General features: G+C 68.1%; 22 protein-coding genes. 15 read left to right on the forward strand and 7 right to left on the reverse strand.

Going from position 1 to position 21215, the window contains the following annotated elements:
- From AB0H42_RS26240 to AB0H42_RS26255, 4 genes are all read left to right on the forward strand, one after another.
- On the forward strand, positions 1-83 hold an 83-nt coding region (locus AB0H42_RS26240; protein ID WP_357048596.1), incomplete at its 5' end, for a DUF6802 family protein.
- Positions 84-210: 127 nt separating this feature from the next.
- On the forward strand, positions 211-528 hold the full coding sequence (locus AB0H42_RS26245) for a hypothetical protein (RefSeq protein WP_357060491.1): 318 nt from the start codon (positions 211-213) through the stop codon (positions 526-528).
- A gap of 3 nt (positions 529-531) precedes the next feature.
- Entirely contained in the window at positions 532-2358 is a 1827-nt protein-coding gene (locus AB0H42_RS26250) for a hypothetical protein (protein WP_357060494.1), read from the forward strand.
- Between the two features lie 51 nt (positions 2359-2409).
- Entirely contained in the window at positions 2410-2877 is a 468-nt protein-coding gene (locus tag AB0H42_RS26255; protein WP_357060497.1) for a hypothetical protein, read from the forward strand.
- 111 nt (positions 2878-2988) lie between these two features.
- Here the strand turns inward: AB0H42_RS26255 and AB0H42_RS26260 are convergent, their stop codons facing one another.
- Genes AB0H42_RS26260 through AB0H42_RS26270 form a run of 3 tightly spaced genes read right to left on the reverse strand, consistent with a single transcriptional unit; the run spans position 2989 to position 4793 of the window.
- Positions 2989-3864: a hypothetical protein gene (locus tag AB0H42_RS26260; protein ID WP_357060500.1), complete on the reverse strand. Its 876-nt coding sequence runs from the start codon at positions 3862-3864 to the stop codon at positions 2989-2991.
- Positions 3861-4199, reverse strand: coding sequence for a hypothetical protein (locus tag AB0H42_RS26265; RefSeq protein ID WP_357060503.1), 339 nt, complete (start codon positions 4197-4199; stop codon positions 3861-3863). Before AB0H42_RS26265 ends, AB0H42_RS26260 begins: the two co-directional genes overlap by 4 nt.
- Positions 4200-4202: 3 nt before the next feature.
- On the reverse strand, positions 4203-4793 hold the full coding sequence (locus AB0H42_RS26270) for a YbaB/EbfC family nucleoid-associated protein (protein ID WP_357060505.1): 591 nt from the start codon (positions 4791-4793) through the stop codon (positions 4203-4205).
- A 274-nt stretch (positions 4794-5067) separates the two neighbouring features.
- Here AB0H42_RS26270 and AB0H42_RS26275 point away from each other — a divergent pair, with 274 nt between their 5' ends.
- Positions 5068-5394, forward strand: a complete 327-nt coding sequence (locus AB0H42_RS26275; protein ID WP_357060508.1) for a hypothetical protein — start codon at positions 5068-5070, stop codon at positions 5392-5394.
- Positions 5395-5523: 129 nt separating this feature from the next.
- Here AB0H42_RS26275 and AB0H42_RS26280 read toward each other — a convergent pair whose 3' ends face one another.
- Together AB0H42_RS26280 and AB0H42_RS26285 are read right to left on the reverse strand one after the other, a co-directional pair.
- Positions 5524-6714, reverse strand: coding sequence for an FAD-dependent oxidoreductase (locus AB0H42_RS26280; protein ID WP_357060510.1), 1191 nt, complete (start codon positions 6712-6714; stop codon positions 5524-5526).
- Positions 6715-7063: 349 nt separating this feature from the next.
- Positions 7064-7948 carry a hypothetical protein gene (locus tag AB0H42_RS26285; RefSeq protein WP_357060513.1) on the reverse strand — a complete coding sequence of 295 codons (885 nt, stop codon included), beginning with the start codon at positions 7946-7948 and terminating at the stop codon, positions 7064-7066.
- A 36-nt stretch (positions 7949-7984) separates the two neighbouring features.
- On the opposite strand from AB0H42_RS26285, the gene glmS reads away from it, so the two are divergent.
- A complete protein-coding gene (glmS, locus tag AB0H42_RS26290; protein WP_357060516.1) occupies positions 7985-9868 on the forward strand; it encodes a glutamine--fructose-6-phosphate transaminase (isomerizing) in 1884 nt (627 codons plus the stop codon).
- A gap of 33 nt (positions 9869-9901) precedes the next feature.
- Here glmS and AB0H42_RS26295 read toward each other — a convergent pair whose 3' ends face one another.
- Complete coding sequence (locus AB0H42_RS26295; protein ID WP_357060519.1) at positions 9902-10306, reverse strand: cupredoxin domain-containing protein; 405 nt, start codon at positions 10304-10306, stop codon at positions 9902-9904.
- Positions 10307-10363: 57 nt separating this feature from the next.
- Here AB0H42_RS26295 and AB0H42_RS26300 point away from each other — a divergent pair, with 57 nt between their 5' ends.
- From AB0H42_RS26300 to tsaD, 7 genes are all read left to right on the forward strand, one after another.
- Positions 10364-11827: an NAD(P)H-hydrate dehydratase gene (locus AB0H42_RS26300; protein ID WP_357060521.1), complete on the forward strand. Its 1464-nt coding sequence runs from the start codon at positions 10364-10366 to the stop codon at positions 11825-11827.
- A gap of 51 nt (positions 11828-11878) precedes the next feature.
- A complete protein-coding gene (gene alr, locus AB0H42_RS26305) occupies positions 11879-13027 on the forward strand; it encodes an alanine racemase (protein WP_357060524.1) in 1149 nt (382 codons plus the stop codon).
- A complete protein-coding gene (locus AB0H42_RS26310) occupies positions 13024-14103 on the forward strand; it encodes an alpha/beta hydrolase (RefSeq protein ID WP_357060527.1) in 1080 nt (359 codons plus the stop codon). Before alr ends, AB0H42_RS26310 begins: the two co-directional genes overlap by 4 nt.
- Positions 14096-14563, forward strand: a complete 468-nt coding sequence (gene tsaE, locus AB0H42_RS26315) for a tRNA (adenosine(37)-N6)-threonylcarbamoyltransferase complex ATPase subunit type 1 TsaE (RefSeq protein WP_030522232.1) — start codon at positions 14096-14098, stop codon at positions 14561-14563. Before AB0H42_RS26310 ends, tsaE begins: the two co-directional genes overlap by 8 nt.
- Before the next feature lie 85 nt (positions 14564-14648).
- Entirely contained in the window at positions 14649-15356 is a 708-nt protein-coding gene (tsaB, locus tag AB0H42_RS26320; RefSeq protein ID WP_357060529.1) for a tRNA (adenosine(37)-N6)-threonylcarbamoyltransferase complex dimerization subunit type 1 TsaB, read from the forward strand.
- A gap of 2 nt (positions 15357-15358) precedes the next feature.
- Positions 15359-15886, forward strand: coding sequence for a ribosomal protein S18-alanine N-acetyltransferase (gene rimI, locus AB0H42_RS26325; protein ID WP_265803753.1), 528 nt, complete (start codon positions 15359-15361; stop codon positions 15884-15886).
- Positions 15883-16926: a tRNA (adenosine(37)-N6)-threonylcarbamoyltransferase complex transferase subunit TsaD gene (tsaD, locus tag AB0H42_RS26330; protein WP_357060532.1), complete on the forward strand. Its 1044-nt coding sequence runs from the start codon at positions 15883-15885 to the stop codon at positions 16924-16926. The genes rimI and tsaD overlap by 4 nt, the downstream gene beginning before the upstream one ends.
- A 164-nt stretch (positions 16927-17090) precedes the next feature.
- Here the strand turns inward: tsaD and AB0H42_RS26335 are convergent, their stop codons facing one another.
- Positions 17091-18653: an Hsp70 family protein gene (locus tag AB0H42_RS26335; protein ID WP_357060534.1), complete on the reverse strand. Its 1563-nt coding sequence runs from the start codon at positions 18651-18653 to the stop codon at positions 17091-17093.
- 503 nt (positions 18654-19156) lie between these two features.
- Between AB0H42_RS26335 and groES the strand changes: the two genes are divergently transcribed.
- Both groES and groL read left to right on the forward strand, forming a co-directional pair.
- Entirely contained in the window at positions 19157-19459 is a 303-nt protein-coding gene (gene groES, locus AB0H42_RS26340) for a co-chaperone GroES (RefSeq protein ID WP_030522227.1), read from the forward strand.
- A 104-nt stretch (positions 19460-19563) separates the two neighbouring features.
- Positions 19564-21171 carry a chaperonin GroEL gene (gene groL, locus AB0H42_RS26345; protein ID WP_357060537.1) on the forward strand — a complete coding sequence of 536 codons (1608 nt, stop codon included), beginning with the start codon at positions 19564-19566 and terminating at the stop codon, positions 21169-21171.
- Positions 21172-21215 lie beyond the last annotated feature (44 nt).

The raw sequence follows: 21215 nt of genomic DNA on the forward strand, positions 1-21215 counted from the left end.
ATTATTCGGCTTGGGAATATCACCGCAATCCGGATGGGACGGGCGAGTGGCGGCAGACCGATCAGGGGACAGTGGGGGAGTGATCGGGGCGCCGGACGCGCGGAGCGGGATGGAACCGCCGCCCGAGCCGGCGCGTCGAACCGGGTAGGACGAGCACCGCAGGGCCGATCGGGGGTCACCCGGGAGGGGCGGGGATACGGAGGGAGACCCATGAGTACGGGTGATCAGACCGTCGGGATGCAGGGGGACGCCCTGGTGGGTCTGGCGAACAATATGCGTACCAGTGCCGATGTGGTGAAGGGGCAGGCAGGAGGCGTCGCCGGCAGCATGATCGCTCCCGCCGATACCGGTGCCGAGTACAAGAAGCAGGGGGATGCCGTTCACGCCGGTCTCGAGGCGGTACAGCAATGGCTCAACGATTGGGCCGAGGCCACCCAGCTCACCGGTGATGCGATGGGGCAGGCCGTGATCGATTTCTCCACGGTGGACAAGGAAAACGCCGTAAATACGCAGCAGGCGGCGAGCTGAGCAATGGCCGACAACCCGAGCGCGCCCGCGGCGGAGAATCGCGGCTGCACCGAACTACTCGAAATCGGATCGAAGGCGCTGCGCTATTTCGAGATATTGGAGGTCCGATACCTCCGATGGGTGGGTGACGCGACCCCGCTCGATTTCAAGCGTTATGCGGACCTGCACAAACTCTTTTATCACCAGAACGGCTTGAACGAGGATGCCTTCCGGCGAGGCGCCGATACGCTGAAGACCGTTCTCGACCGGGTCGCCACGGAGCGCAATCAGCAGGCTGTTCTCGCCCGGACTCTCCCTGTGGTGTGGTCGGGAGAAGCGGCGACCCGGGCGGCGAGCATGATCGCCACGCAACTCCAGCTGTCCGAGGCCGATATCAATATCGTACGCAAGGTCCACGAGGAAATGGACCCGGCGCCGCAGGCTCTGCGGCAGGCGGTGGCGATCAAAGCGAAGGCTGCCGAGGGCATTCTGCTGGACGGTGATCCCAAGGTGCAGGGTAAGACCGCCCAAGATATAGACAGCATCATCACCGCCGCCCGGGGATGGGGCTGGAGTAACGTCGCCAGCGACGATAGCCTGGTGGGGAAGATAAAAAACATATTCCCGGAGCTCGAAATCAGCGCGTGGGATAATCTGATTATCGCCTCGGGCGACACCAAGCAGAAGAAGATAAGCGACTTCTGTCATAAATGGCTCGATGAGACCTTCCGGGTCGAATACGAGTCGAACCTCAAAGAATTCGTAGATGCCTGCAACCAGACGAATGACAAGGTCTCGGGTATCTACGACGAACTGGTCAAGGCGTTCACCGGCCTGAACGTGACGAAGTATCCGTGCCCCAGGGTTTCGACGACCTCCCCGTCGCAACCCATTAGCCCCGCCGGTACCAACCAGCCCAGCAGCACGGGGACCCCGTCCACCAGCACTACTCCGTCGACCACGAATACCCCGTCGACCACGAATACCCCGTCGACCACGAATACCCCGTCGACAACCACCACCCCGTCCACGACCGGTACACCCTCGACGAACCCGGCGGCCACTACCGATAACCCGTTGTCCACCATCGCGCAACTCGGCACCCAGCTCGCGTCGTCCGGTATCGGGACCCAGCTGGCCGAGGGACTGAGCAGCCTGGTGAGTGCGGCGAGCGAGCAGGTCGGCAGCACACTCGAGCAGTTGCGGGAACAGGCCGAGCAGGTGCTCGATCCGGACGGCGAGGACGGGCCCGAGAAAGATCTCGATGGTGACGGAAAGCCGGATCAGGATGCCGACGGTGACGGAAAGCCCGACAAGGATCTGGACGGCGACGGCAGGCCGGACGCCGATGCGGACGGTGACGGCAAGCCCGACAAGGATCTGAACGGCGACGGCAGGCCGGACGCCGATGTGGACGGTGACGGCAAGCCGGACGCGGATACCGACGGTGACGGGAGGCCGGATACCGATAAGGGTGTCGAGTTCAACGGTAAGAACTACAAGCTCGAAGTCGGTTCCGACGGTCGGTTGAACCTCGTGGTGGACGATGCGGAGGGCGAGCCGGTCACCTACAAGGTGGAGGTCGGGCCGGACGGCACCCCGGTGATCGTCGGCGAGAATCAGCCCGGTGCCACGGCTCCGCCCGCGACCGAGGAACAGCAGCCCGCCGGCCGCCCGGCGGGGGTGCCCGGCGCCCCGGCCGGAACGAAACAGGAAGACGGCGAGCATCAGCCGCAGAGCTACCCGGTGCAGCAGCCCGAAGAGGACGCCGCCGAACCCGAGGAACCCGCGCCGCCGCCGGCACCCGCGGTGGATACGGGTGCGCAGCTGGCCGAGGCGGGCCCGCTGTGACCACGGGCGGGGCATGGTTGACGGTTCCACGGCACGATCGGCGAGGTGGGCATGGCGAGTGAAGTCGAACGGATCGGTGAGGAATGCCGGCGATACGCCGACCACATGGTGGAACGGATGGCGGAGGCCAAGCGGCGGTCCGAGGCACGCAGCCGTGAATTGACCGAGCAGGCAGCCGCCGAGATGCGGCAGTTCCGGCGGGAACCGGCGGAACGCGTCGACGACACAGCAGCCCGAGAAGACGCAGCAGCCCGAGAACAAGGCGGGCAATCCGGCTCGAACGAGCAGGTGATACCGGTGGACGAGCAGTCGCGCGTTACCGGGCGGCAGCCCGGAACGGAGTCCGGCCGGGTACGGGAAGCCGGTACGGCGCGGCTCGACGATGAGGAACTACGCACTCGCCGGGAGGCGATAGCGCGATCGGCGGCGGCGCGGCGCAATCAGCGGGTCGTCGCACCCGTGGACGACGACGGAGACGACGAAGCCCAGTACTACCGGCGTAACAGCTGGCTGGTCTGAGCAATCGCGAACTGTGCGGGCTTATTCGCGCAACCTCGATGGGCGCCGACCCAGGGCGCTGGAGGGCCGCGTAGCGAACAGTCGGGTTCTCACTATGCGAACCGAACCCGACTACGTCGCCGCGGGTTGCCCGGTTGCCGTATCACCGGAATTCCGCCAACTCATATAGTTCTGCAGGATTCTCGTGAGTGGTTCGGTGTACGTCCCCCATGACCAGATCACGTCGTTGAGTTTCTTCAGATAAGTCATTGTGTCCAGGCTGCTCTTCGCGAGCTTCGCCAGGAACGAGGCAATGACATGCCCGGCAGCCGCGCCTGCGGTCACCGCGAGCTCGATCGTATATCCGATGGCCGCGCCGAGCAGGGCAGCGATGATATCGCGCACCAGATCCCGGACTATGGCGATGACTTTGGATGCTTTGTCCATCAAATCGCCGAGAGCAGCCGCTGCGGCCGCGGCGGTGTCGATCGCGGTGAGAACCTCTCCGGCATGTTTGCGGTATGCGTCGCCCGCGCTGCCGGACCAGGTGTTGATGTCCGTCTCGATGGTGCGCTGCCATTGGGCCTTCGTCGTGGACAGTTCGGTCGAAATGGCGTGCCAGGAAGTCGAATATGCCTCAACGATCGTGGGGTTGCCGGTGAGTTCCTCGTAGGCCTGCCTGAGCGGTTCGATATGCTCCAACATCCATTTCGCGATCTGGGTGCCCGCAAAACCGAATGGATCCTTGACCGCCTCGACCGCGGTCGCTACGACCCCGGCTGCACCGAAGACCGCCTCACCGGTGTTGTCGTTTCGTAGATTCCCGTAGATATCCCACGCGTCACCGGCGGCGGTGCCTTTGAGTACACCCAGGCCGCCGGTCTCTTCGTCGCCTTCGAGCCCGACATTGGAAAGCCAGGAGACATCCTCCTGGAAGTAGGCATTGCTGTAGTGGGATTCGTCCTCGATGAGATCGTTGTCGGGTGGCGCGGCATCGTCGAAGCTCATTCGGATTCCCCTATTGCCGCCTGCAGTCCCTGTAGCGTCGTGGCGAACGACCCGTCCGCGTCTTCGAAGGAGGTGGCAGTCGCCTTCAGCTTCTCCGGCACCTGGGCGGTGCGCTCACCGGCCGCGCGAATCACTTCGATGGTCGACCGGTGGTTGTCCTCGAACAGCCCTCTTATCGCCGGCCGTAGCCAGTTCCCGTACCCGTCATCTGCCGATGCGAGGTAGTTGGCGGCTTCCAGGCATTTGTCCAGGCTGCCCATGAGCGCCTCGACGTTGTCCGCGTGATTTCGCACTTCCTCGGGATCGACCGAGACACTGTCAGGATTGTCGGTCATCGATCACTCCAACCACGATTTCCGGCGGTAGTACTCGGTCTCTTCGTCGGGTTCCTCCGGAGTGACGACCTGATCCTTGCCGGATGTGCGTGGTGCCGAAGGTGGTGTGGAGTCCCACGCGGGTGGCGCCGGAACATCCCGAGGGGACGGCGGGACGGCAGCCGGCGGCGATGAACGGCGGGTCTGCGGCGGATCGAGATCCGGCGCCGTCGTCGCACTTGGCTCCGGCTCCGGGAAGCGCCGGTCGAAACCGTCGACGAGTGCGGCACCGGCCGGATCTTCGCCGACGATATCGTGCACCAGTCCGGCAATGCCCGGCCGGAGCTTTCCCTGCGCCCGCCGCATACACGCCAGGATCTCGGCGGACAGCACACGCGAATCCATGTCCCGCACACCCGGTGCCAGATCGATCGCGGTCGGAACGCCGCTACTGTCCACAGTGACGCCGACTCGACCGCCGGCGCCCGATTCGGTCGCCGTCAGAGCTGTCATCCGCTCCTGTAACTCGGCGAACCGCTGAGCTCTGCGCTCCGCATCGGCGGCCATCTGCGCGAACCCCGCTATCGCGCGGTCCAGATCCATCTCGGCGGCCATCGACACCTTCCCCTGACAAGAACATCCAGCTCGCCCGATCCGCCAACGAAAGGACTTGGGCGCGAATCGCTCCGGCATCCTACGTCGGGTGTCGGAACCATTCAATTTCTGGTGGAACCGGTCATCCTGTCGAAAGAGAATTCGCCGGGTGTGTCACCATCATCCGATGAGTTCGGGGGATGCCTTCGGGTTGACGAGTACGCCTCAGTTTCTACCGGGATACCACGGGTCCGAGGGAGATAGGCGGTATCCGTCACCACGCAAGCTGCGCTCGATGGGTGCCGCGTTGATCGACCTGATCCTGCTGTTCGGCCCGGCTCTTGTATTGGGCATGCTGGTGATCGCGGTGGATATGCCGAGAACGTACAGCTATGTGCTGGTGCCGATACCACTTGCCATCATCGGCGGGAACCGGGTCCTGCTGCGGAAATGGGTGCATGCGAGTGCCGGGGAGTTGATATTCGGACTGGTGGCGATTCGGGGTCGTGACGGGGCGTGGCCCGGCTGGAGCGAGCTGTTGTCAGGACGTGCGCCGGGGCACGATGGCGTGCCGAATATCGTGGCCGTCCGCCGCTGCGATATCCGAGGTCGCGGCCGCTGAACGGATCGATAGGTGGGGCGGGGCAGCCCGTCGTGCACATTGCCGCTGTTCACCGTCGCGTACGAAATGCTCAGCTCTCGCCGGCGATATGTGCGCGGCGGCGTCCGGTGGGCGCCGCCGCGCAGTGTCCTATGCGACCGGTGCCGCCGCGTTGTCGCGCTGGGCCTGCAGCAGCTGCGGCCGGTGTTTGCCGTCTTTGAACCAGTGGTGTGAACCCGGCTTGTGCGCCTCGGTCGCCAGATGCTTGATGCCTGCCTCGCAGGCGAATTCCTTGAGTTTCTTGCCCACGAAGCCGCTGAAGTACAGCCGCATGGCGGTCTCGTCTTTGTGGCCGAGCTGGTAGATCCCGGCTTCCCGGCCGAAACTGAGGCACATGGCGGGGAAAGCCAGGTCGATGGGGGAAGGCTGTTCACCCGCGATGCGGTGCAGCAGTGTGTCGGCAGCGTGCGCTCCGAGGCAGTACGCGGTGTAGGCGCTCATCCGGAACGGCAGATCCGACGGAGCCGATGAGTCACCTGCCGCGACAATGCGCTCGTCGTCGACGCTGGTCAGTGTCTCGTCGGTGAGTAGACGCCCGGCGGCATCGGTGCTCAGCCCGCTGCGGCCGGCGAGGTCGGGTACGCCGAAACCCACCGTCCAGATCGTGACCGCACTCGCCAACGTCCGGCCGTCGCCGAGCTCTACGGCGTCCCGCGTGACCGCGGTGACCTTCGCGTCGGGCCCTTCGATAACGGTCGCTCCCAGCCCGGCAAAATACTTGCGGGCTGTACGCCGAGCCTTGGGGTGCAGGTACGGACCGAGAACACCGCCGCAGACCAAGGTGACCGGGCGGCCCCGCTCGGCCAGCTCCGCGGCGGTCTCGATACCGGTCGGTCCTCCTCCGACGACCGTTACCGCCGCCGTCGACGGTGTATCGAACAGTTCCGACCGCAGTTTCTGCGCCGCTTCCAATGTGGCGACCGGGTGGGCGAATTCGGCCGCACCCGGCACCCGCGGCCCGGCGGCGGCGCTGCCCACGGCGTATACAAGGTAGTCGTAGCCGATCGTGCTGCCGTCGGTCAGCGTCACGTTGCGTCCGGCGGCATCGATCCGGGTCACACTGCCGACGACCAGCCGGACGCCGTCGGCCAGGACATCCCGATAGTCGACGATCGCATCGTGGGTCCCGCTCACCAACTGGTGCAATCGCAGCCGTGGGACGAAGGCTTCGCGCGGATTGATCACGGTCACCGTCACGTCGTCGCGCTGCGTCAGGCGATTGGCCGCCATCACTCCCGCATACCCGCCGCCGATCACCACCACGTCGATGTTCTTGTTCACGGTGTCTCCTTCGTCTCGAGGGGTTCGAGTACAAGACACCGCAGCTCCGGAAATCCTGACAGTGTGTGATGGGCATCACTATCAGCTGAGATCACGGTGCCGATATATGGAATTTCCTACGACCGACCTCGGCGGTGGGGCCGATACCGCTCATGGTCGTCCCGACACGATCGATAAGTCGAAAACGAGCGAACCGCGGCAGGTTTCGAATGCGCCGGTGTTTCCCGGCCGCGGAGTCACCCAGGTCCCGCAGAGTCGCGGGGCGGACCCGTCCTGGTCTGTTCGGTGCCGGCCAAGCCTCTGCCGGCGGACCACGACCGGACGGTTCTTCTCCGGTGGGGTGTCGGCGTTACTTACGGAGTGTCCGGACGAGTTTGCCGACCGCGGCCGGGTCGGGGGTCGCGGCGGCTTTCCGGCTCTCCTCCTGGTTCAGAAGGGCCACTGCCGGGTCGATGACGTGAGTGTGGCGGATCGAGGTCTCCGGGTCGGCGAACGGCTTATAGGTCTTGTCGCCGAGCAGGGTGTGCAGCAGATACCCGGTGAGCAGAGCGCGGGTGGTGCGGGCCGTCTTCTCCTCGTGCTTGCCGCCGCCGAGTGCGGCCAGTAGCCGGCGGCCTTCGGCGAGCCCGTTGTGACCCGCGCCGTCGAGAGTGCGCAGGATCACCGGACCACCCCAGGTCGCGGCGAGGGAGACCGCGTCGGAGTTCGGCGAATCGAAATCGCTCACCCCGGCCAGGATCAGTGCCGGGGTGGTGAGGTCACCGGCCACCGAGGTGGCGGCGGGGGCGGTGGGCGCCGGGAACAGCGGGGCCACCGCGGCCACCGGGCGCTGGGCGGCGGCGAGTACGGCCGCGCCCGCGCCCATCCCGTGGCCGGCCAGCGCCAGGCGTTCGGGGTGCACGGTGAGGGTGCCGTCGCCGAGCCGGACTCCGGTGCAGATATCGAGGGTGGTGAGTAAGTCGGTGGCGAGGTTCAGATGCGACGGCAGCGGGCCGCGCTCGGTATCGGGGGCGGCCGCCACGATGCCCCAGGACGCGAGGTGCTCGAGCAGCGTGCGGTAGTTGCCGGCGCCGTTCAGCCAGCCGTGCCCGAACGCGACCGCGGGTAGATCGCGGCCGGTCTCGGGCGTGTACACCACCCCGGGCTGACCCGCGATGGCAAGATTGCCGCGGAGCACCCGATGCGGGCCGCGGCCGGTCAGAGTGCTCAGAAGTGATTTCACAGACGCCGACACGACGAGAACGTTAGCCGATAAGTAGGCTGGGGAGCCATGTGCGGAATCGTGGGGTACGTCGGGTACCGGGACGCGTTGGGCGTCGTCGTCGCTGCCTTGCGCCGCATGGAGTACCGAGGTTACGACTCGGCGGGCGTGGCGATTCTCGACGGCGCCGGTGGCGCGGCGATCGAACGGCGCGCCGGGCGGCTGAGCAACCTGGAAGCGGCATTGGACACCGCGGCCCCGGACGAATTCGCCGGCACCACCGGTATGGGACATACGCGGTGGGCCACCCACGGCGCGCCGACCGACCGCAACGCCCATCCGCACCAGGATGTGAGCGGCAAGGTCGCGGTCGTGCACAACGGCATCATCGAGAACTTCGCCCAGCTGCGGCGTGAACTCGAGGACGCCGGTGTCGAACTGCGCAGTGAGACCGATACCGAGGTCGCCGTGCACCTGGTCGCCCGGGCCTACGCCGCGGGGCCGACCGCGGGCGACTTCGAGGCCAGCACGCTTTCGGTACTCCGGCGGCTCGAGGGTGCGTTCACGCTGGTGTTCACGCATGCCGACCATCCGGGAAAGGTCATTGCGGCACGTCATTCGACTCCGCTGGTCGTCGGTGTGGGCGAGAACGAGATGTTCATCGCCTCCGATCTGACCGCGTTCATCGAGCACACCCGCGAGGCGGTCGAGCTCGGCGAGGGCCAGGCCGTGGTGATCACCGCCGACGGCTACCGCGTCACCGACTTCGACGGTTCCACCGAAGGCGTGAGCACCCGGCCGTTCACCATCGACTGGGATCTGGCCGCCGCCGAAAAGGGCGGTCACGACTACTTCATGCTCAAGGAGATCGACGAGCAGCCCGGCGCGGTCGCCGATACGCTCATCGGTCACTTCGATCAGACCCCCGGCCGGGCCGGTCGGATCGTGCTGGACGAGCAGCGCCTCTCCGACCAGGAGTTGCGCGATGTCGAGAAGGTTTTCGTGGTGGCCTGCGGTAGCGCCTACCACTCCGGCCTGGTCGCCAAGTACGCCATCGAGCACTGGACGCGGCTGCCGGTGGAAGTGGAGCTGGCCAGCGAGTTCCGCTATCGGGACCCGGTACTGGACCGCTCGACCCTGGTGGTGGCGGTCTCCCAGTCCGGTGAGACGGCCGACACACTGGAAGCCGTCCGGCACGCCAAGAGCCAGAAGGCCCGGGTGCTGGCGGTCTGCAATACCAACGGCGCGCAGATCCCGCGTGAATCCGACGCGGTGCTCTACACCCGGGCCGGGCCGGAGATCGGGGTCGCCTCCACCAAGGCGTTCCTCGCGCAGGTGACGGCGAACCTGCTGGTCGGGCTGGCGCTGGCCCAGGCGCGCGGTACCAAGTACCCCGACGAGGTGGCACGTGAGTTCGCCGAGCTGGAGGCCATGCCGAAGCTGGTGGAGCAGGTGCTGGAAACGGCGCCGCAGGTGCGGGCGATCGCCCGGGAACTGGCGCGCGAACGCACCATCCTGTTCCTCGGCCGCCATGTCGGATACCCGGTGGCGCTCGAAGGTGCACTCAAACTCAAGGAACTGGCGTATATGCACGCGGAGGGTTTTGCCGCGGGTGAGCTCAAGCACGGCCCGATCGCGCTGATCGAGGGCGGGCTGCCGGTGATCGTGGTCATGCCCTCGCCCAAGGGGCGCGGGGTGCTGCACTCCAAACTGCTGAGCAATATTCGGGAGATCCAGGCTCGCGGGGCGCGCACGATCGTGATCGCCGAGGAAGGTGACGATCTGGTGCGCCCGTTCGCCGACGATCTGATCGAGATTCCGTCCGCGCCGACCCTCTACCAACCGCTGCTGTCGACGGTGCCGCTGCAGATCTTCGCCGCGGAGGTGGCGCAGGCCCGCGGCTACGACGTGGACAAACCGCGGAACCTGGCGAAATCCGTCACCGTGGAATAGCCGACGGGGTAACCGGTGCCCCGGTTGCCCCGTCTACTCCTCGACCGTGATGGTGCCGCGCATATCCGGGTGGATCGGGCACAGGTAGCGGTATTCGCCCGGCTGGGTGAAGGTGTGGCTCCAATCGCCCACCTCGAACAACGGGCTGTTGATGCTCATCGCCTTGTCGCCGATGCCCTGGACACCGTGTGGCAGGTCGCCGTCGAAATGCCAGGACACCGTATCGCCGGCGGAGATGGTGATATCGCCCGGCGAGAAGTGGTCGTCTTCGACCTCGACGGTGACGGTGGCCTCCGGGTCGTGGCGCGAATGTGCGCCGGAGGTATCGGTTTTCGCTACCTCTTCTGCCGCATCACCGGAGCCGCAGCCGGACAGCAGTGCCGTGACGAGGGCGAATCCGGCGGCCGGGACGAGTACGGCGCGGTGAACTCTGGACATGGAGGTCAAGCGTAGTCTGCTGGCATCGCTGCCCGTCCGTCCACGGAGGTGTGTTCGGTGACCCAGCCGCTCGGCTATTACACCGCCGACCAGGTGCGCCTCGCCGAGGCCGAACTGTTCACCAGAGTTCCTGACGGAGTGCCCATGCGCCGAGCCGCGTACGGCCTGGCCACGGTGGTCGCGGCCGAGTTGCGGGCGCGTCGCGGCGGGGTCGCGGGGCGGACGGTGGCGTTGCTGGTGGGCTCGGGCGATAACGGCGGGGACGCGCTGTGGGCGGGCGTGACGTTACGCCGGCGGGGTGTCGCGGTGACCGCGGTACTGCTGAATCCGGCGCGGGCGCATACGGCCGGGCTGGCCGCCCTGCGCCGCGCCGGCGGACGGGTGTGCGCCGACCCGGTGACGGCGGTCGGGGAAATCGCCGACGCCGATCTGGTGATCGACGGGATCGTCGGTATCTCCGGCCGCGGTCCGCTGCGCCCGGATGCGGCGAGAATTATTCGTGAAGTCGATGTTCCGATCATCGCGGCCGATCTGCCCAGTGGAGTCGACCCGGATACCGGCGCGGTGTCCGGGCCCGCGGTCCGGGCGGCGGTCACCGTCACCTTCGGCGCCCGTAAACCCGTGCACGCGCTGGCCGCGGACCGGTGCGGCCGGATCGAGCTGATACCCATCGGTTTACGGCTGTCCGAGCCCGGCCTGGCCGCGTTGGCTCCCGCCGCGGTGGGCGCGGCCTGGCCGGTGCCGGGAGCCGCGGACGACAAGTACACGCAGGGTGTCACCGGGGTGCAGGCCGGGAGCGCGACCTACCCGGGCGCGGCCGTGCTCTGTACGGGTGCGGCGGTGGCCGCGACCTCCGGGATGGTGCGCTACGCGGGTACCGCCGCGTCCGCGGTGCTCGCGCAGTATCCGGAGGTGATCGCGGTAGCCGATCCGGCGGATGCGGGCCGGGTGCAGTCCTGGGTCTTCGGTCCGGGCTCCGGGACCGATCCCGGCGCGCGCGATCACCTGGCCGAGATCCTGGCCACCGACCTGCCGGTCGTCGTCGATGCCGACGGTCTGACCCTGCTGGCGAGTGAACCGGAGCTGGTCCGGGGTCGCCGGGCTCCCACCGTGCTCACTCCGCACGCCGGTGAGTTCCGCCGGCTCACCGGTGCGGAGCCGGCACCCGACCGGGTCGCCGCGGTCCGGAATTTCGCCGAATCGTGGCAGGTCACCGTGCTGCTGAAAGGCCGGGCGACCCTGGTCGCCGCCCCCGGGCGGCAGGTGCTGGTCAACGAGGCCGGCGGTTCCTGGGCCGCCACCGCCGGTGCCGGTGACGTGCTCTCCGGGGTGATCGGGGCGCTGCTCGCCGCGGGCCGCGATCCGCTCCCCGCCGCGGCCGCCGCGGCCCGCGTGCACGCACTCGCCGCGGGCCTCGCCGCCCATGACACTCCGGGCGGGGCCGCCGCCCCCGTCTCGGCGACCCCGCTGCTGCGTCATATCCCCGCCGCCATCGCGACGCTGCGCGCGCTGTCTGCCTGAGATACGCACGCCCGGCCCCGCGGGTGGCCGCCGTCGCCTCCGCGCACCGGGATGGCAGTATCGGCAGGTGTGAACGGTCAAGTGGAAGCAGTTGTCGACCTGGACGCCATCGCACACAACGTCAAGGTGCTGCGTGCGCACGCAGGCGACGCCGCGGTGATGGTGGTCGTCAAGGCGGACGGCTACAACCACGGCGCCGTCGAGGTCGCCCGGACGGCGCTGGCCGCGGGCGCGGCCGAACTGGGGGTCACCACGGTGGCCGAGGCGGTGGCGCTGCGCGAGGCCGGAATCGAGGCGCCGATCCTGTGCTGGCTCAATATCTGTGACGCGGATTACGCCGCGGCCGTCGCCGCCGAAATCGAGATCGGTATCTCCTCGGCGGAGCAGTTGGACGTCGTCGCCGCGGCCGCCCGCGACCTGGGCGAACAGGCTGTCGTGAGTCTCAAGGTCGACACCGGGCTCAATCGCAACGGGATCGAGCAGGGGGTCTATCCCGTGGTTCTCGCGGCCCTGCGGAAGCTGGTCGACGAGGGGGTGGTGCGTTTCCGGGCGATCTTCTCCCATCTCGCACACGCCGACGAGCCCTATCACCCGACCATCGACCTGCAACGCGACCGGTTCCTCGACGCCATCGCGGCGGCCAAAGAATACGGTCTGGAGCCCGAACTAGTGCACCTGGCCAATTCCGCGGCCACACTGACCCGGCCCGACCTGGCCTTCGATATGGTGCGCCCCGGTATCGCCGTGTACGGGCTCACCCCGGTACCCGATATCGGCGAATTCGAGCTGCGACCCGCGATGACCTTCCAGGCCGAAGTGGCGCTCGTCAAACAAGTCCCCAAGGGTGAAGGGGTGTCCTACGGGCACGAATGGGTCGCCCCGGCCGACACCACCGCCGCGCTGATTCCCGCCGGATACGCCGACGGTGTGTTCCGTACCCTGGGTGGACGGATGCAGGTGTGGGTCGGTGGACGCAACCGTCCCAACCGCGGCCGGGTGTGCATGGATCAGCTGGTGGTGGACCTGGGTGACAATGCCGAGGGTGTGGCCGAAGGCGATACCGCGATCTTGTTCGGCCCGGGCTCCCACGGTGAACCGCGGGCCCAGGATTGGGCCGATCTGCTCGGCACCATCCACTACGAAGTGGTGTGCGCGCCCCGTGGCCGGGTACACCGGCGGTATCGAGGGGGTACCCGATGAAACGACGAACGACCCTGTTGCGCGGTGGGCTGGCCACCGCCGGGGTGGTCGGCGCCATGGCCGGCGTGCACGCGCTGCGCCGGGCCGGCGCGAAAGTACTGTGGCCGCCCGTCCGCGACGAGTACCGGGACGAGAACTTCGCCCTGATCGATCTCGACCGGGCCGGTGAGGTACTCGCCGACGACGGTGTGTGCCTGGCCACCCGGGAGTGGGGTTCCGGCGACGCGGACGCCACAGTCGTTTTCGTGCACGGTTTCTGCAACAGCATGGAGTCGTTCCATTTCCAGCGTCGGCACCTGGCGCAGCGCTGGGGTTCACGGTTGCGGCTGGTGCTGTTCGATCTGCGCGGCCACGGCCGTTCGGGAACGCCGCAAACCGACAGCTGCACGGTGTCCCAGCTCGGTCGCGACCTGCTCACCGTGATCGACGCGCGCGCGCCGCGCGGGCCGTTGATTCTGGTCGGGCATTCGCTGGGCGGGATGGCGGTACTCGCCGCGGCCGCCCATGCCGGCGGTCTCTTCGCGCAACGGGTGCACGGTGTCGCGCTGCTGTCCACCGCGGCCGCCGAGGTCGCCTCCTCCGGTATCGGGCAGTTGCTGCGCAACCCCGCGATCGACGGATTCCGGTTGGCCGTGCACACCGCTCCGGCGCTGGTACAGGCCGGACGGGCCACCGCTCGCCATGTGATCACGCCGATCCTGCACGTGAGTTCGTTCCACGGGCCGGTCAGTCCGACGCTGTCGCGGTTCACCACCATGATGATCGACCGCACCCCGGTGGAAACCGTGGTGAAGTTCCTGAAGGCCATCGAACTGCACGACGAGGCGGCGGCCCTGCCGGTGCTGCGCGATACCCCGACGCTGGTCCTCGGCGGCACCCGGGACCTGGTCATTCCCTTTCGCAATTCCCGTGTGCTGGCACGCGAATTGGCCGATTGCGAACTCGTCCGGCTCCCCGAGGCGGCACATATGCCGCAGCTGCAGTACCCGGAGGAGACCAACGCCGCGCTGGACCGGTTGCTGGTGCGGGCCGGAGTGGTCGGCGAGGACGACCGGTGGGAGGCCACCGGTGGCTGACCGCGGCGAACGCCTGCTGCCGGAGGTCACCGATACCGAGGCGCTCGGGCGGGAACTGGCCGGTGGGCTGCGGGCCGGCGACCTGGTGGTGCTCGACGGACCGCTGGGTGCCGGTAAAACGGCCCTGACCCGCGGTATCGCGTCCGGCCTCGGGGTCGGGGGGCGGGTGAGCTCGCCGACCTTCGTCATCGCGCGCCGGCATCCGGCGGGTGAACGCGCCGACGGCCCGCCGGTGCCGCTGGTCCATGTCGACGCCTATCGGCTCGGCGGCAGCCTCGACGAACTCGACGCGCTCGATCTGGATACCGAACTCGACGACGCGGTCGTGGTGGTCGAGTGGGGTGGCGGGATGGCGGAGCGGCTGACCGGCCGGCATCTGCTGGTGCGAATGTCGCGGGAGCCGGAATCCGAAGTCCGCACGGCATCTTGGGAGTGGGTGCACACCGGGGCGGCGCACTAGGTCGCACGAAATCGGCAACCTCGCTGCTGGGGCGCCGTGCGCCACCGCCGTGTGAAGCGGGTCACCCGGTATCGTTGACCAGACCATGCTTGCACTTGCTGTCGACACCGCGACGCCTGCCGTCACGGCGGGTCTCGTCGAACTGGAGCAGGCGGCCGCCGGTGCGAACACCTCGGACGCCGCCGCACCGCGCACTCTTGCCGCCCGCGTACTGGTCGACGCCCGCGCGCACGCCGAGGCGCTCACCCCACAGATCTTGGAATGCCTGGCCGAGGCCGGGGTGTCGCGTGCCGATATCGGGGCGGTGGTCACCGGGATCGGCCCGGGACCGTTCACCGGGCTGCGGGTCGGGATGGCCACCGCGGCCGCGTTCGGTGATGCGCTGGGTATTCCGGTGCACGGTGTGTGCAGTCTGGATGCGATCGCCGCCGAGTGCGCGCCCGAACTCGGGCCCGACGACGAATTGCTCGTGGTCACCGATGCCCGCCGGCGCGAGGTCTATGCCGCGCGTTATCGCGACCGTGGCCGCACCCGGGTCGCCGGACCCGAGGTGTGCAAACCCGGCGAACTGCCGGTGGCCGGTGCGACCAAGATCGCCGGATCGGCCGCGCACACCGCGCTGTTCGCACTTCCCGCGCTGGCCGTGCAGACACCCTCGCCGACCGCGCTCGTGCAGGTGGCGGCGGCCGCGCTGCGGTCGGGCGTGATCCCCGAACCGCTGGTCCCGCTGTATTTGCGCCGCCCCGACGCGGTCGAACGCAGCTACCGCACTCTCGACCGGATGGGAGCGTGACAATGGGAGTTCGTACCACGGGAATTCGTATCGAACCCATGGAGCCGACCGATATCGCGGGCTGCGTGGAATTGGAACAGGTGCTGTTCCCGGAAGACGATCCGTGGCAGGCCGTGGCATTCCGCTCCGAGCTGGCCGCGGGATACAACCGCTACATCACCGCCCGCGACGACGCCGGGAACATGGTGGGCTACGCGGGAATCGCGCTGCTCGGTGACGCCGAGCACCCGGAGGCCGAGGTGCACACTATCGGGGTGGACCCGACCTGTCACCGGGCCGGTATCGGCACGCTGCTGCTGGAGGCGCTGCTCACCGAGGCCGGACGGCGGGGCGGGCCGGTGTTCCTCGAGGTGCGCACCGACAACACCGCCGCGATCTCCATGTATGCCAAGCACGGGTTCCACATCATCGGCCTGCGCAAGAACTACTACCACCCCAGCGGCGCGGACGCGTACACAATGCGCCGTCCGGCGTTGGAGGATGTCCCGGTGGTCTTCGGTGCCCGGACACCGGACGGGGTGCTGTCGTGATCGTCATGGGCATCGAGAGCTCCTGTGACGAGACCGGGGTGGGCATCGTGCGCCGCCGTCCCGACGGTAGCTGTGAACTGCTGGCCGACGAGGTCGCCTCCAGTGTGGCCGAGCACGCCCGGTTCGGCGGGGTGGTGCCCGAGATCGCCTCGCGGGCTCATCTCGAGGCGATCGTGCCCGCCATGCGGCGCGCGCTCGCCGCGGCGGGGATCGCCGCGCCCGATGCCCTGGCGGTGACGATCGGCCCCGGTCTGGCGGGAGCGCTGCTGGTCGGTGTCGCGGCCGCCAAAGCCTATGCGGCGGCCTGGGATATCCCGTTCTACGCGCTGAACCACCTCGGCGGACATGTGGCGGTGGACACCCTCGAACACGGCCCGATGCCGCCCTGTGTGGCACTGCTGGTCTCCGGAGGTCATACCCATCTGCTGCACGTCGAGGATCTGTCGAAGCCGCTGATCGAATTGGGCAGCACGGTCGACGATGCCGCCGGCGAGGCGTTCGACAAGGTCGCCCGGCTACTGGGTCTCGGCTATCCGGGCGGTCCCGCGCTGGACGCGGCCGCGGTCACCGGTGACCCGGCGGCGATCGCCTTCCCACGGGGTATGACCGGACCGCGGGACCCGCGCTACGACTTCTCGTTCTCCGGGTTGAAGACCGCGGTCGCACGCTATGTGGAGGCGCAGGCCCGTCAGGGTGTCGAGCCGGAGCAGCTGCCGATTCCCGATATCGCGGCCTCGTTCCAGGAGTCGGTCGCCGATGTGCTCACCATGAAAGCGGTGCGCGCGGCGCAGGATGTGGGTGTGGACACCCTGGTACTGGGCGGCGGCGCGACCGCCAATACGCGGATCCGCTCGCTGGCCGAGGAACGGTGCGCCGCGGCCGGTTTGACACTGCGCATCCCGGAACCCCGGCTCTGCACGGACAACGGCGTGATGATCGCGGCGTTGGGCGCGCATGTGATCGGCGGCGGCGCGGCGCCGTCACCGCTGTCCGTGGCCTCCGATCCCGGGCTGCCGGTATCGGTCAGTCAGGTGGGCTGACCGGCGGCCACCGACCCGACCCGGTAGCCGGGCGGAGTCGTCGACTTCCTCGACGGGCACGCCGCCGTACCGGGAGCCACCCGGAGGCTTACCGGACGTTGTCCGAGCCGCCGGTGGAGTCCGGTGGTATCGCGTATCTGCGGGCACCGCGCAGCGGTGGACGGCTATCCCGCCGAACCCGAATTGGGCAATCGAGGGGGTTGTGGAGGCGGAACCTCCAGTGTTGTCTGGGTTTGCCGCGATCCGGACGGGGGCGGCACGTCCGAGGTGGACGGCTGATCCGTCGGCAACTCACCCGGCGAGGACGGGGGGACCGGTGTGCCCGGACCGATTCCCTCCGGGAACGGGATATGCGGCAGGTTCGGATCCGGCCGCAGGGTGGGCGGGGACGGCTCGGTGCTCGGCGTGGTGCTCGTGGACGGTTCGCCCGAGGTGGAGGGGATCTCGTTCGTCGACGGGTACTCGCCGGTGCCGGGGTCGCCGGTCACCGGGGGCTCGGCGAGCGTCGTACTCGGCTCACCGGCGTCGGCGGGCTCCTCGACGGGCTGCTGGGGGATGTCCTCGGTGGTGCCGGGCACCACAGTGGTGGTGGTTGTCGGCGCGATGGTGGCGGTGGTCGGCAGCTGAGCGCTGCTGGTGGTACCGGCCGGGGAGACCTCTTCGTCGGAACTCGGGGCCATGGTGTTGACGCCGTACCCGACGATCAGCCCCACCACCACGATGGCGCCGGCTACTGTGCCGAACGCCTTGAGCAGGGTGTTACCGGACTTGTCCGGGGTCAGCGCGCCGATCGGCGCGCTGGAGCGGGCGGTATCGGCGAGCAGCGCAGCGCCTTTGGCGATCACCGCGTCCGGGTCCGGCACCGTCAGCACCGGAAGCTCCAGTTCGCCGCGCAGGATTTCCAGTACCGCCGGGATGTTCGCGCCGCCGCCGATCACCACCACCGCTTCCGGGGCGCGATCGGCCAGGCCGAAGGTCCTCGACGCGAACCGCGCCATCTCGCGCCACACGCCGGCGGTGAGCGATTCGAAATCGGCGCGGGTGAGTTTGAGCGGTTTGCCCGCGATGTGGTCGATGGTGACGGCCTGGGTCACCGACAGGTGCTCCTTGGCGGTGCGGGCCCGGTTCACCAGGACACTGCGATTGGGCCGGGTGCCGCGCCGGGCGTAGTGCTGATCGACCAGATGCCGGTACAGCAGGTCGTCGATCGCGCGGCCGCTGACCGTGGTGGACCGCGCGGTGTGCAGCACGGCGCCGTCGGCCGGGTCGGCCACCGAGACGGTACAGCCGGAGGCGCCCAGGTCGACTACGGCCACCGTGCCGTAGCGGTCGAGCAGGCCGGTGTCGCGCAGGAAGGTGAGCGCCGCGGTGGTCTCCGGAACCAGTTGTGGTTCGCGCTGTTTACCGGTGGCGAGCCGGATCGCGTGCGCCTGCTCCTGGCTCCGGTAGGCGACCGCGACACCGGTGGGTGGGCGGTCGGCCATCACGTCGAGCCCGGAAGTCTGTGTCGCGGGCAGCTGGGTGCCGAAAACCGCCTCGTGGGAATGGCTCGCGGGGAGCTGAGTGGTCATCAGCTCGATGGAGGAGGCGACCAGATCCCCCAGATCGGAATGCGCGTCCGCGGAGACCACCCGGTAATCGAAGGTGCGGGCGCCGTTGGCCGCGGTGGTGACCAGGGCGGAGCACACCACTTCGTTCCCGGCGGAGATGCCGAGCGATGTGCGCATACTCTCTTCACCTCCCTTCGAGTGGACGCGGCGGCCGTGCCGGATGGTGAGGTCCGGGCATGCCTGAAGGTGTTCGCGAAACCGCCGTCGTCTGCGGTGAACGGTGGTTTCGCGAACAACCATCACACATGGTGTCACGATCTGTTATCCGAACGTTACAGAGTCGGAGAATTATTGGGAAGCCCTCTTCCCTTGGTCTACCCGGCTTTCGGGCTCCTAACCCGGCGACCAGCGAGCACGGCGGATGGCGTCTTGGTGACAGCGAGACCGAATCGTGTCGAATCGGTCCCGCATTGGCAGCGCCCGCCCTTGAGCGCTGGCACTCTCATGTATAGAGTGCTAGTCGGCACCGATTGTTGCCCGGTGCCAGGCTTGACCACTGAGCAGGCGGTCCCGGCACCCGCGACGACGGGGCTTTGCGCAGGGTCAGCATCGTGACCGAATCGATGGTCCGGGACAACAGTTCCGGACGACCGTTATCCCCTGAAAGTGGAGGGCTCAACGTGGCGAGCGTGAACATCAAGCCGCTCGAGGACAAGATCCTCGTCCAGGCCAACGAGGCCGAGACGACGACCGCCTCCGGCCTGGTCATTCCCGATACGGCCAAGGAGAAGCCGCAGGAGGGCACCGTTGTCGCCGTCGGCCCCGGCCGGTGGGACGACGAAGGTGAGAAGCGCATCCCGCTGGATGTCCAGGAGGGCGACACCGTCATCTACAGCAAGTACGGCGGTACCGAGATCAAGTACCAGGGTGAGGAATACCTGATCCTGTCCGCGCGCGACGTGCTGGCTGTCGTCGGCAAGTAATCGACTGCCGCGCATGCGTTCCGCCCCGGTGTCGCACGGTGACCCGGGGCGGAGTGCTTTGTGCCACACAACTCGAAGCGCACCAGATACAGGAGCGAAGACATATGGCAAAGCAGATCCAGTTCGACGAGCAGGCTCGCCGGGCGCTGGAGCGCGGTGTCGACAAGCTCGCCGATGCGGTCAAGGTCACTCTCGGCCCGCGGGGCCGGCATGTGGTGCTGGCCAAATCGTTCGGCGGCCCCACCGTCACCAACGACGGTGTCACCATCGCGCGTGATATCGATCTCGAGGACCCGTTCGAGAACCTCGGCGCCCAGCTGGTCAAAAGCGTCGCCACCAAGACCAACGATGTCGCCGGTGACGGCACCACCACCGCGACCGTGCTGGCCCAGGCCCTGGTGCGCGGCGGACTGAAGAACATCGCGGCGGGCGCCAACCCGATCGCGATCGGCGTGGGCCTGGCCAAGGCCGCGGACGCGGTGTCGGAGGCCCTGCTGGCCGCGGCCACCCCGGTCAGCGGCGAACAGGCCATCGCCCAGGTCGCCACCGTCTCCTCGCGGGACGAGGTCATCGGCGAAATGGTCGGCAAGGCGCTGACCACCGTCGGCAAGGACGGCGTGGTCACCGTCGAGGAATCCTCGACCCTGCAGACCGAACTCGTGGTCACCGAGGGCGTGCAGTTCGACAAGGGCTACCTGTCGCCGTACTTCATCACCGACGGTGACAGCCAGGAAGCCGTGCTGGAGGATACGCAGATCCTGCTGCATCGCGAGAAGATCAGCTCCCTGCCGGACCTGCTGCCGCTGCTGGAGAAGATCGCCGAATCCGGTAAGCCGGTGCTGATCATCGCCGAGGACGTCGAGGGTGAGGCGCTGTCCACCCTGGTCGTCAATTCGATCCGCAAGACTCTCAAGGCCGTTGCGGTCAAGGCGCCGTTCTTCGGCGACCGCCGCAAGGCATTCCTCGACGATCTGGCCGTGGTCACCGCGGGCACGGTCGTCAACCCGGATCTCGGCATCAATCTGCGCGACTCCGGCCTGGAGGTGCTGGGCTCGGCCCGGCGCGTGGTGGTCACCAAGGACACCACCACGATTATCGACGGCGGAGGCAGCGCCGACGATATCGCGGCCCGCAGCGCCCAGCTGCGCCGCGAGATCGAGGCCACCGATTCCGACTGGGACCGCGAGAAGCTGGAAGAGCGGCTGGCCAAACTGGCCGGCGGTGTCGCGGTGATCCAGGTCGGCGCGGCCACCGAAACCGCGCTCAAGGAGCGCAAGTACCGGGTCGAGGACGCGGTCAGCGCGGCCAAGGCCGCTGTCGAGGAGGGCATCGTCCCGGGTGGCGGTACCGCGCTGGTCCAGGCGGGCACCAAGCTCGACGGGCTGATCTCCGGTCTGTCCGGGGACGAGGCCGTGGGTGCCGAGGTGCTGCGCGGCGCGCTGCGGGCCCCGCTGTACTGGATCGCCACCAATGCCGGTCTCGACGGTGCCGTCGTCGTCAGCAAGGTCGGGGAGGGCAAGGAAGGCTTCAACGCCGCCACCCTCACCTACGGTGATCTGCTCGCCGACGGTGTCGTGGACCCGGTCAAGGTGACCCGGTCGGCCGTGATCAACGCGGCGTCGGTGGCGCGAATGGTGCTGACCACCGAGAGCGCCGTGGTGGAGAAGCCCGCCGAAGAGGAGAACGACCACGGGCACGGCCACGCCCACTGATCGCGATCCGGTTCGCCGGTTCCCGCCGCTCCGGTGAGAACCGG

Source organism: Nocardia sp. NPDC050799, assembly GCF_040654015.1.
GTDB lineage: Bacteria > Actinomycetota > Actinomycetes > Mycobacteriales > Mycobacteriaceae > Nocardia.

Bases quoted from the DNA above. Each gene is read 5' to 3' on its own strand.
- alr (WP_357060524.1), top strand. From the start codon at position 11,879: ATGGCAGTATCGGCAGGTGTGAACGGTCAAGTGGAAGCAGTTGTCGAC.
- AB0H42_RS26245 (WP_357060491.1), top strand. From the start codon at position 211: ATGAGTACGGGTGATCAGACCGTCGGGATGCAGGGGGACGCCCTGGTG.
- AB0H42_RS26275 (WP_357060508.1), top strand. From the start codon at position 5,068: ATGGGTGCCGCGTTGATCGACCTGATCCTGCTGTTCGGCCCGGCTCTT.
- AB0H42_RS26255 (WP_357060497.1), top strand. From the start codon at position 2,410: ATGGCGAGTGAAGTCGAACGGATCGGTGAGGAATGCCGGCGATACGCC.
- AB0H42_RS26265 (WP_357060503.1), bottom strand. From the start codon at position 4,199: ATGACCGACAATCCTGACAGTGTCTCGGTCGATCCCGAGGAAGTGCGA.
- AB0H42_RS26260 (WP_357060500.1), bottom strand. From the start codon at position 3,864: ATGAGCTTCGACGATGCCGCGCCACCCGACAACGATCTCATCGAGGAC.
- glmS (WP_357060516.1), top strand. From the start codon at position 7,985: ATGTGCGGAATCGTGGGGTACGTCGGGTACCGGGACGCGTTGGGCGTC.
- rimI (WP_265803753.1), top strand. From the start codon at position 15,359: ATGGGAGTTCGTACCACGGGAATTCGTATCGAACCCATGGAGCCGACC.
- tsaB (WP_357060529.1), top strand. From the start codon at position 14,649: ATGCTTGCACTTGCTGTCGACACCGCGACGCCTGCCGTCACGGCGGGT.
- AB0H42_RS26335 (WP_357060534.1), bottom strand. From the start codon at position 18,653: ATGCGCACATCGCTCGGCATCTCCGCCGGGAACGAAGTGGTGTGCTCC.
- AB0H42_RS26250 (WP_357060494.1), top strand. From the start codon at position 532: ATGGCCGACAACCCGAGCGCGCCCGCGGCGGAGAATCGCGGCTGCACC.
- AB0H42_RS26295 (WP_357060519.1), bottom strand. From the start codon at position 10,306: ATGTCCAGAGTTCACCGCGCCGTACTCGTCCCGGCCGCCGGATTCGCC.
- groL (WP_357060537.1), top strand. From the start codon at position 19,564: ATGGCAAAGCAGATCCAGTTCGACGAGCAGGCTCGCCGGGCGCTGGAG.
- AB0H42_RS26310 (WP_357060527.1), top strand. From the start codon at position 13,024: ATGAAACGACGAACGACCCTGTTGCGCGGTGGGCTGGCCACCGCCGGG.
- AB0H42_RS26270 (WP_357060505.1), bottom strand. From the start codon at position 4,793: ATGGCCGCCGAGATGGATCTGGACCGCGCGATAGCGGGGTTCGCGCAG.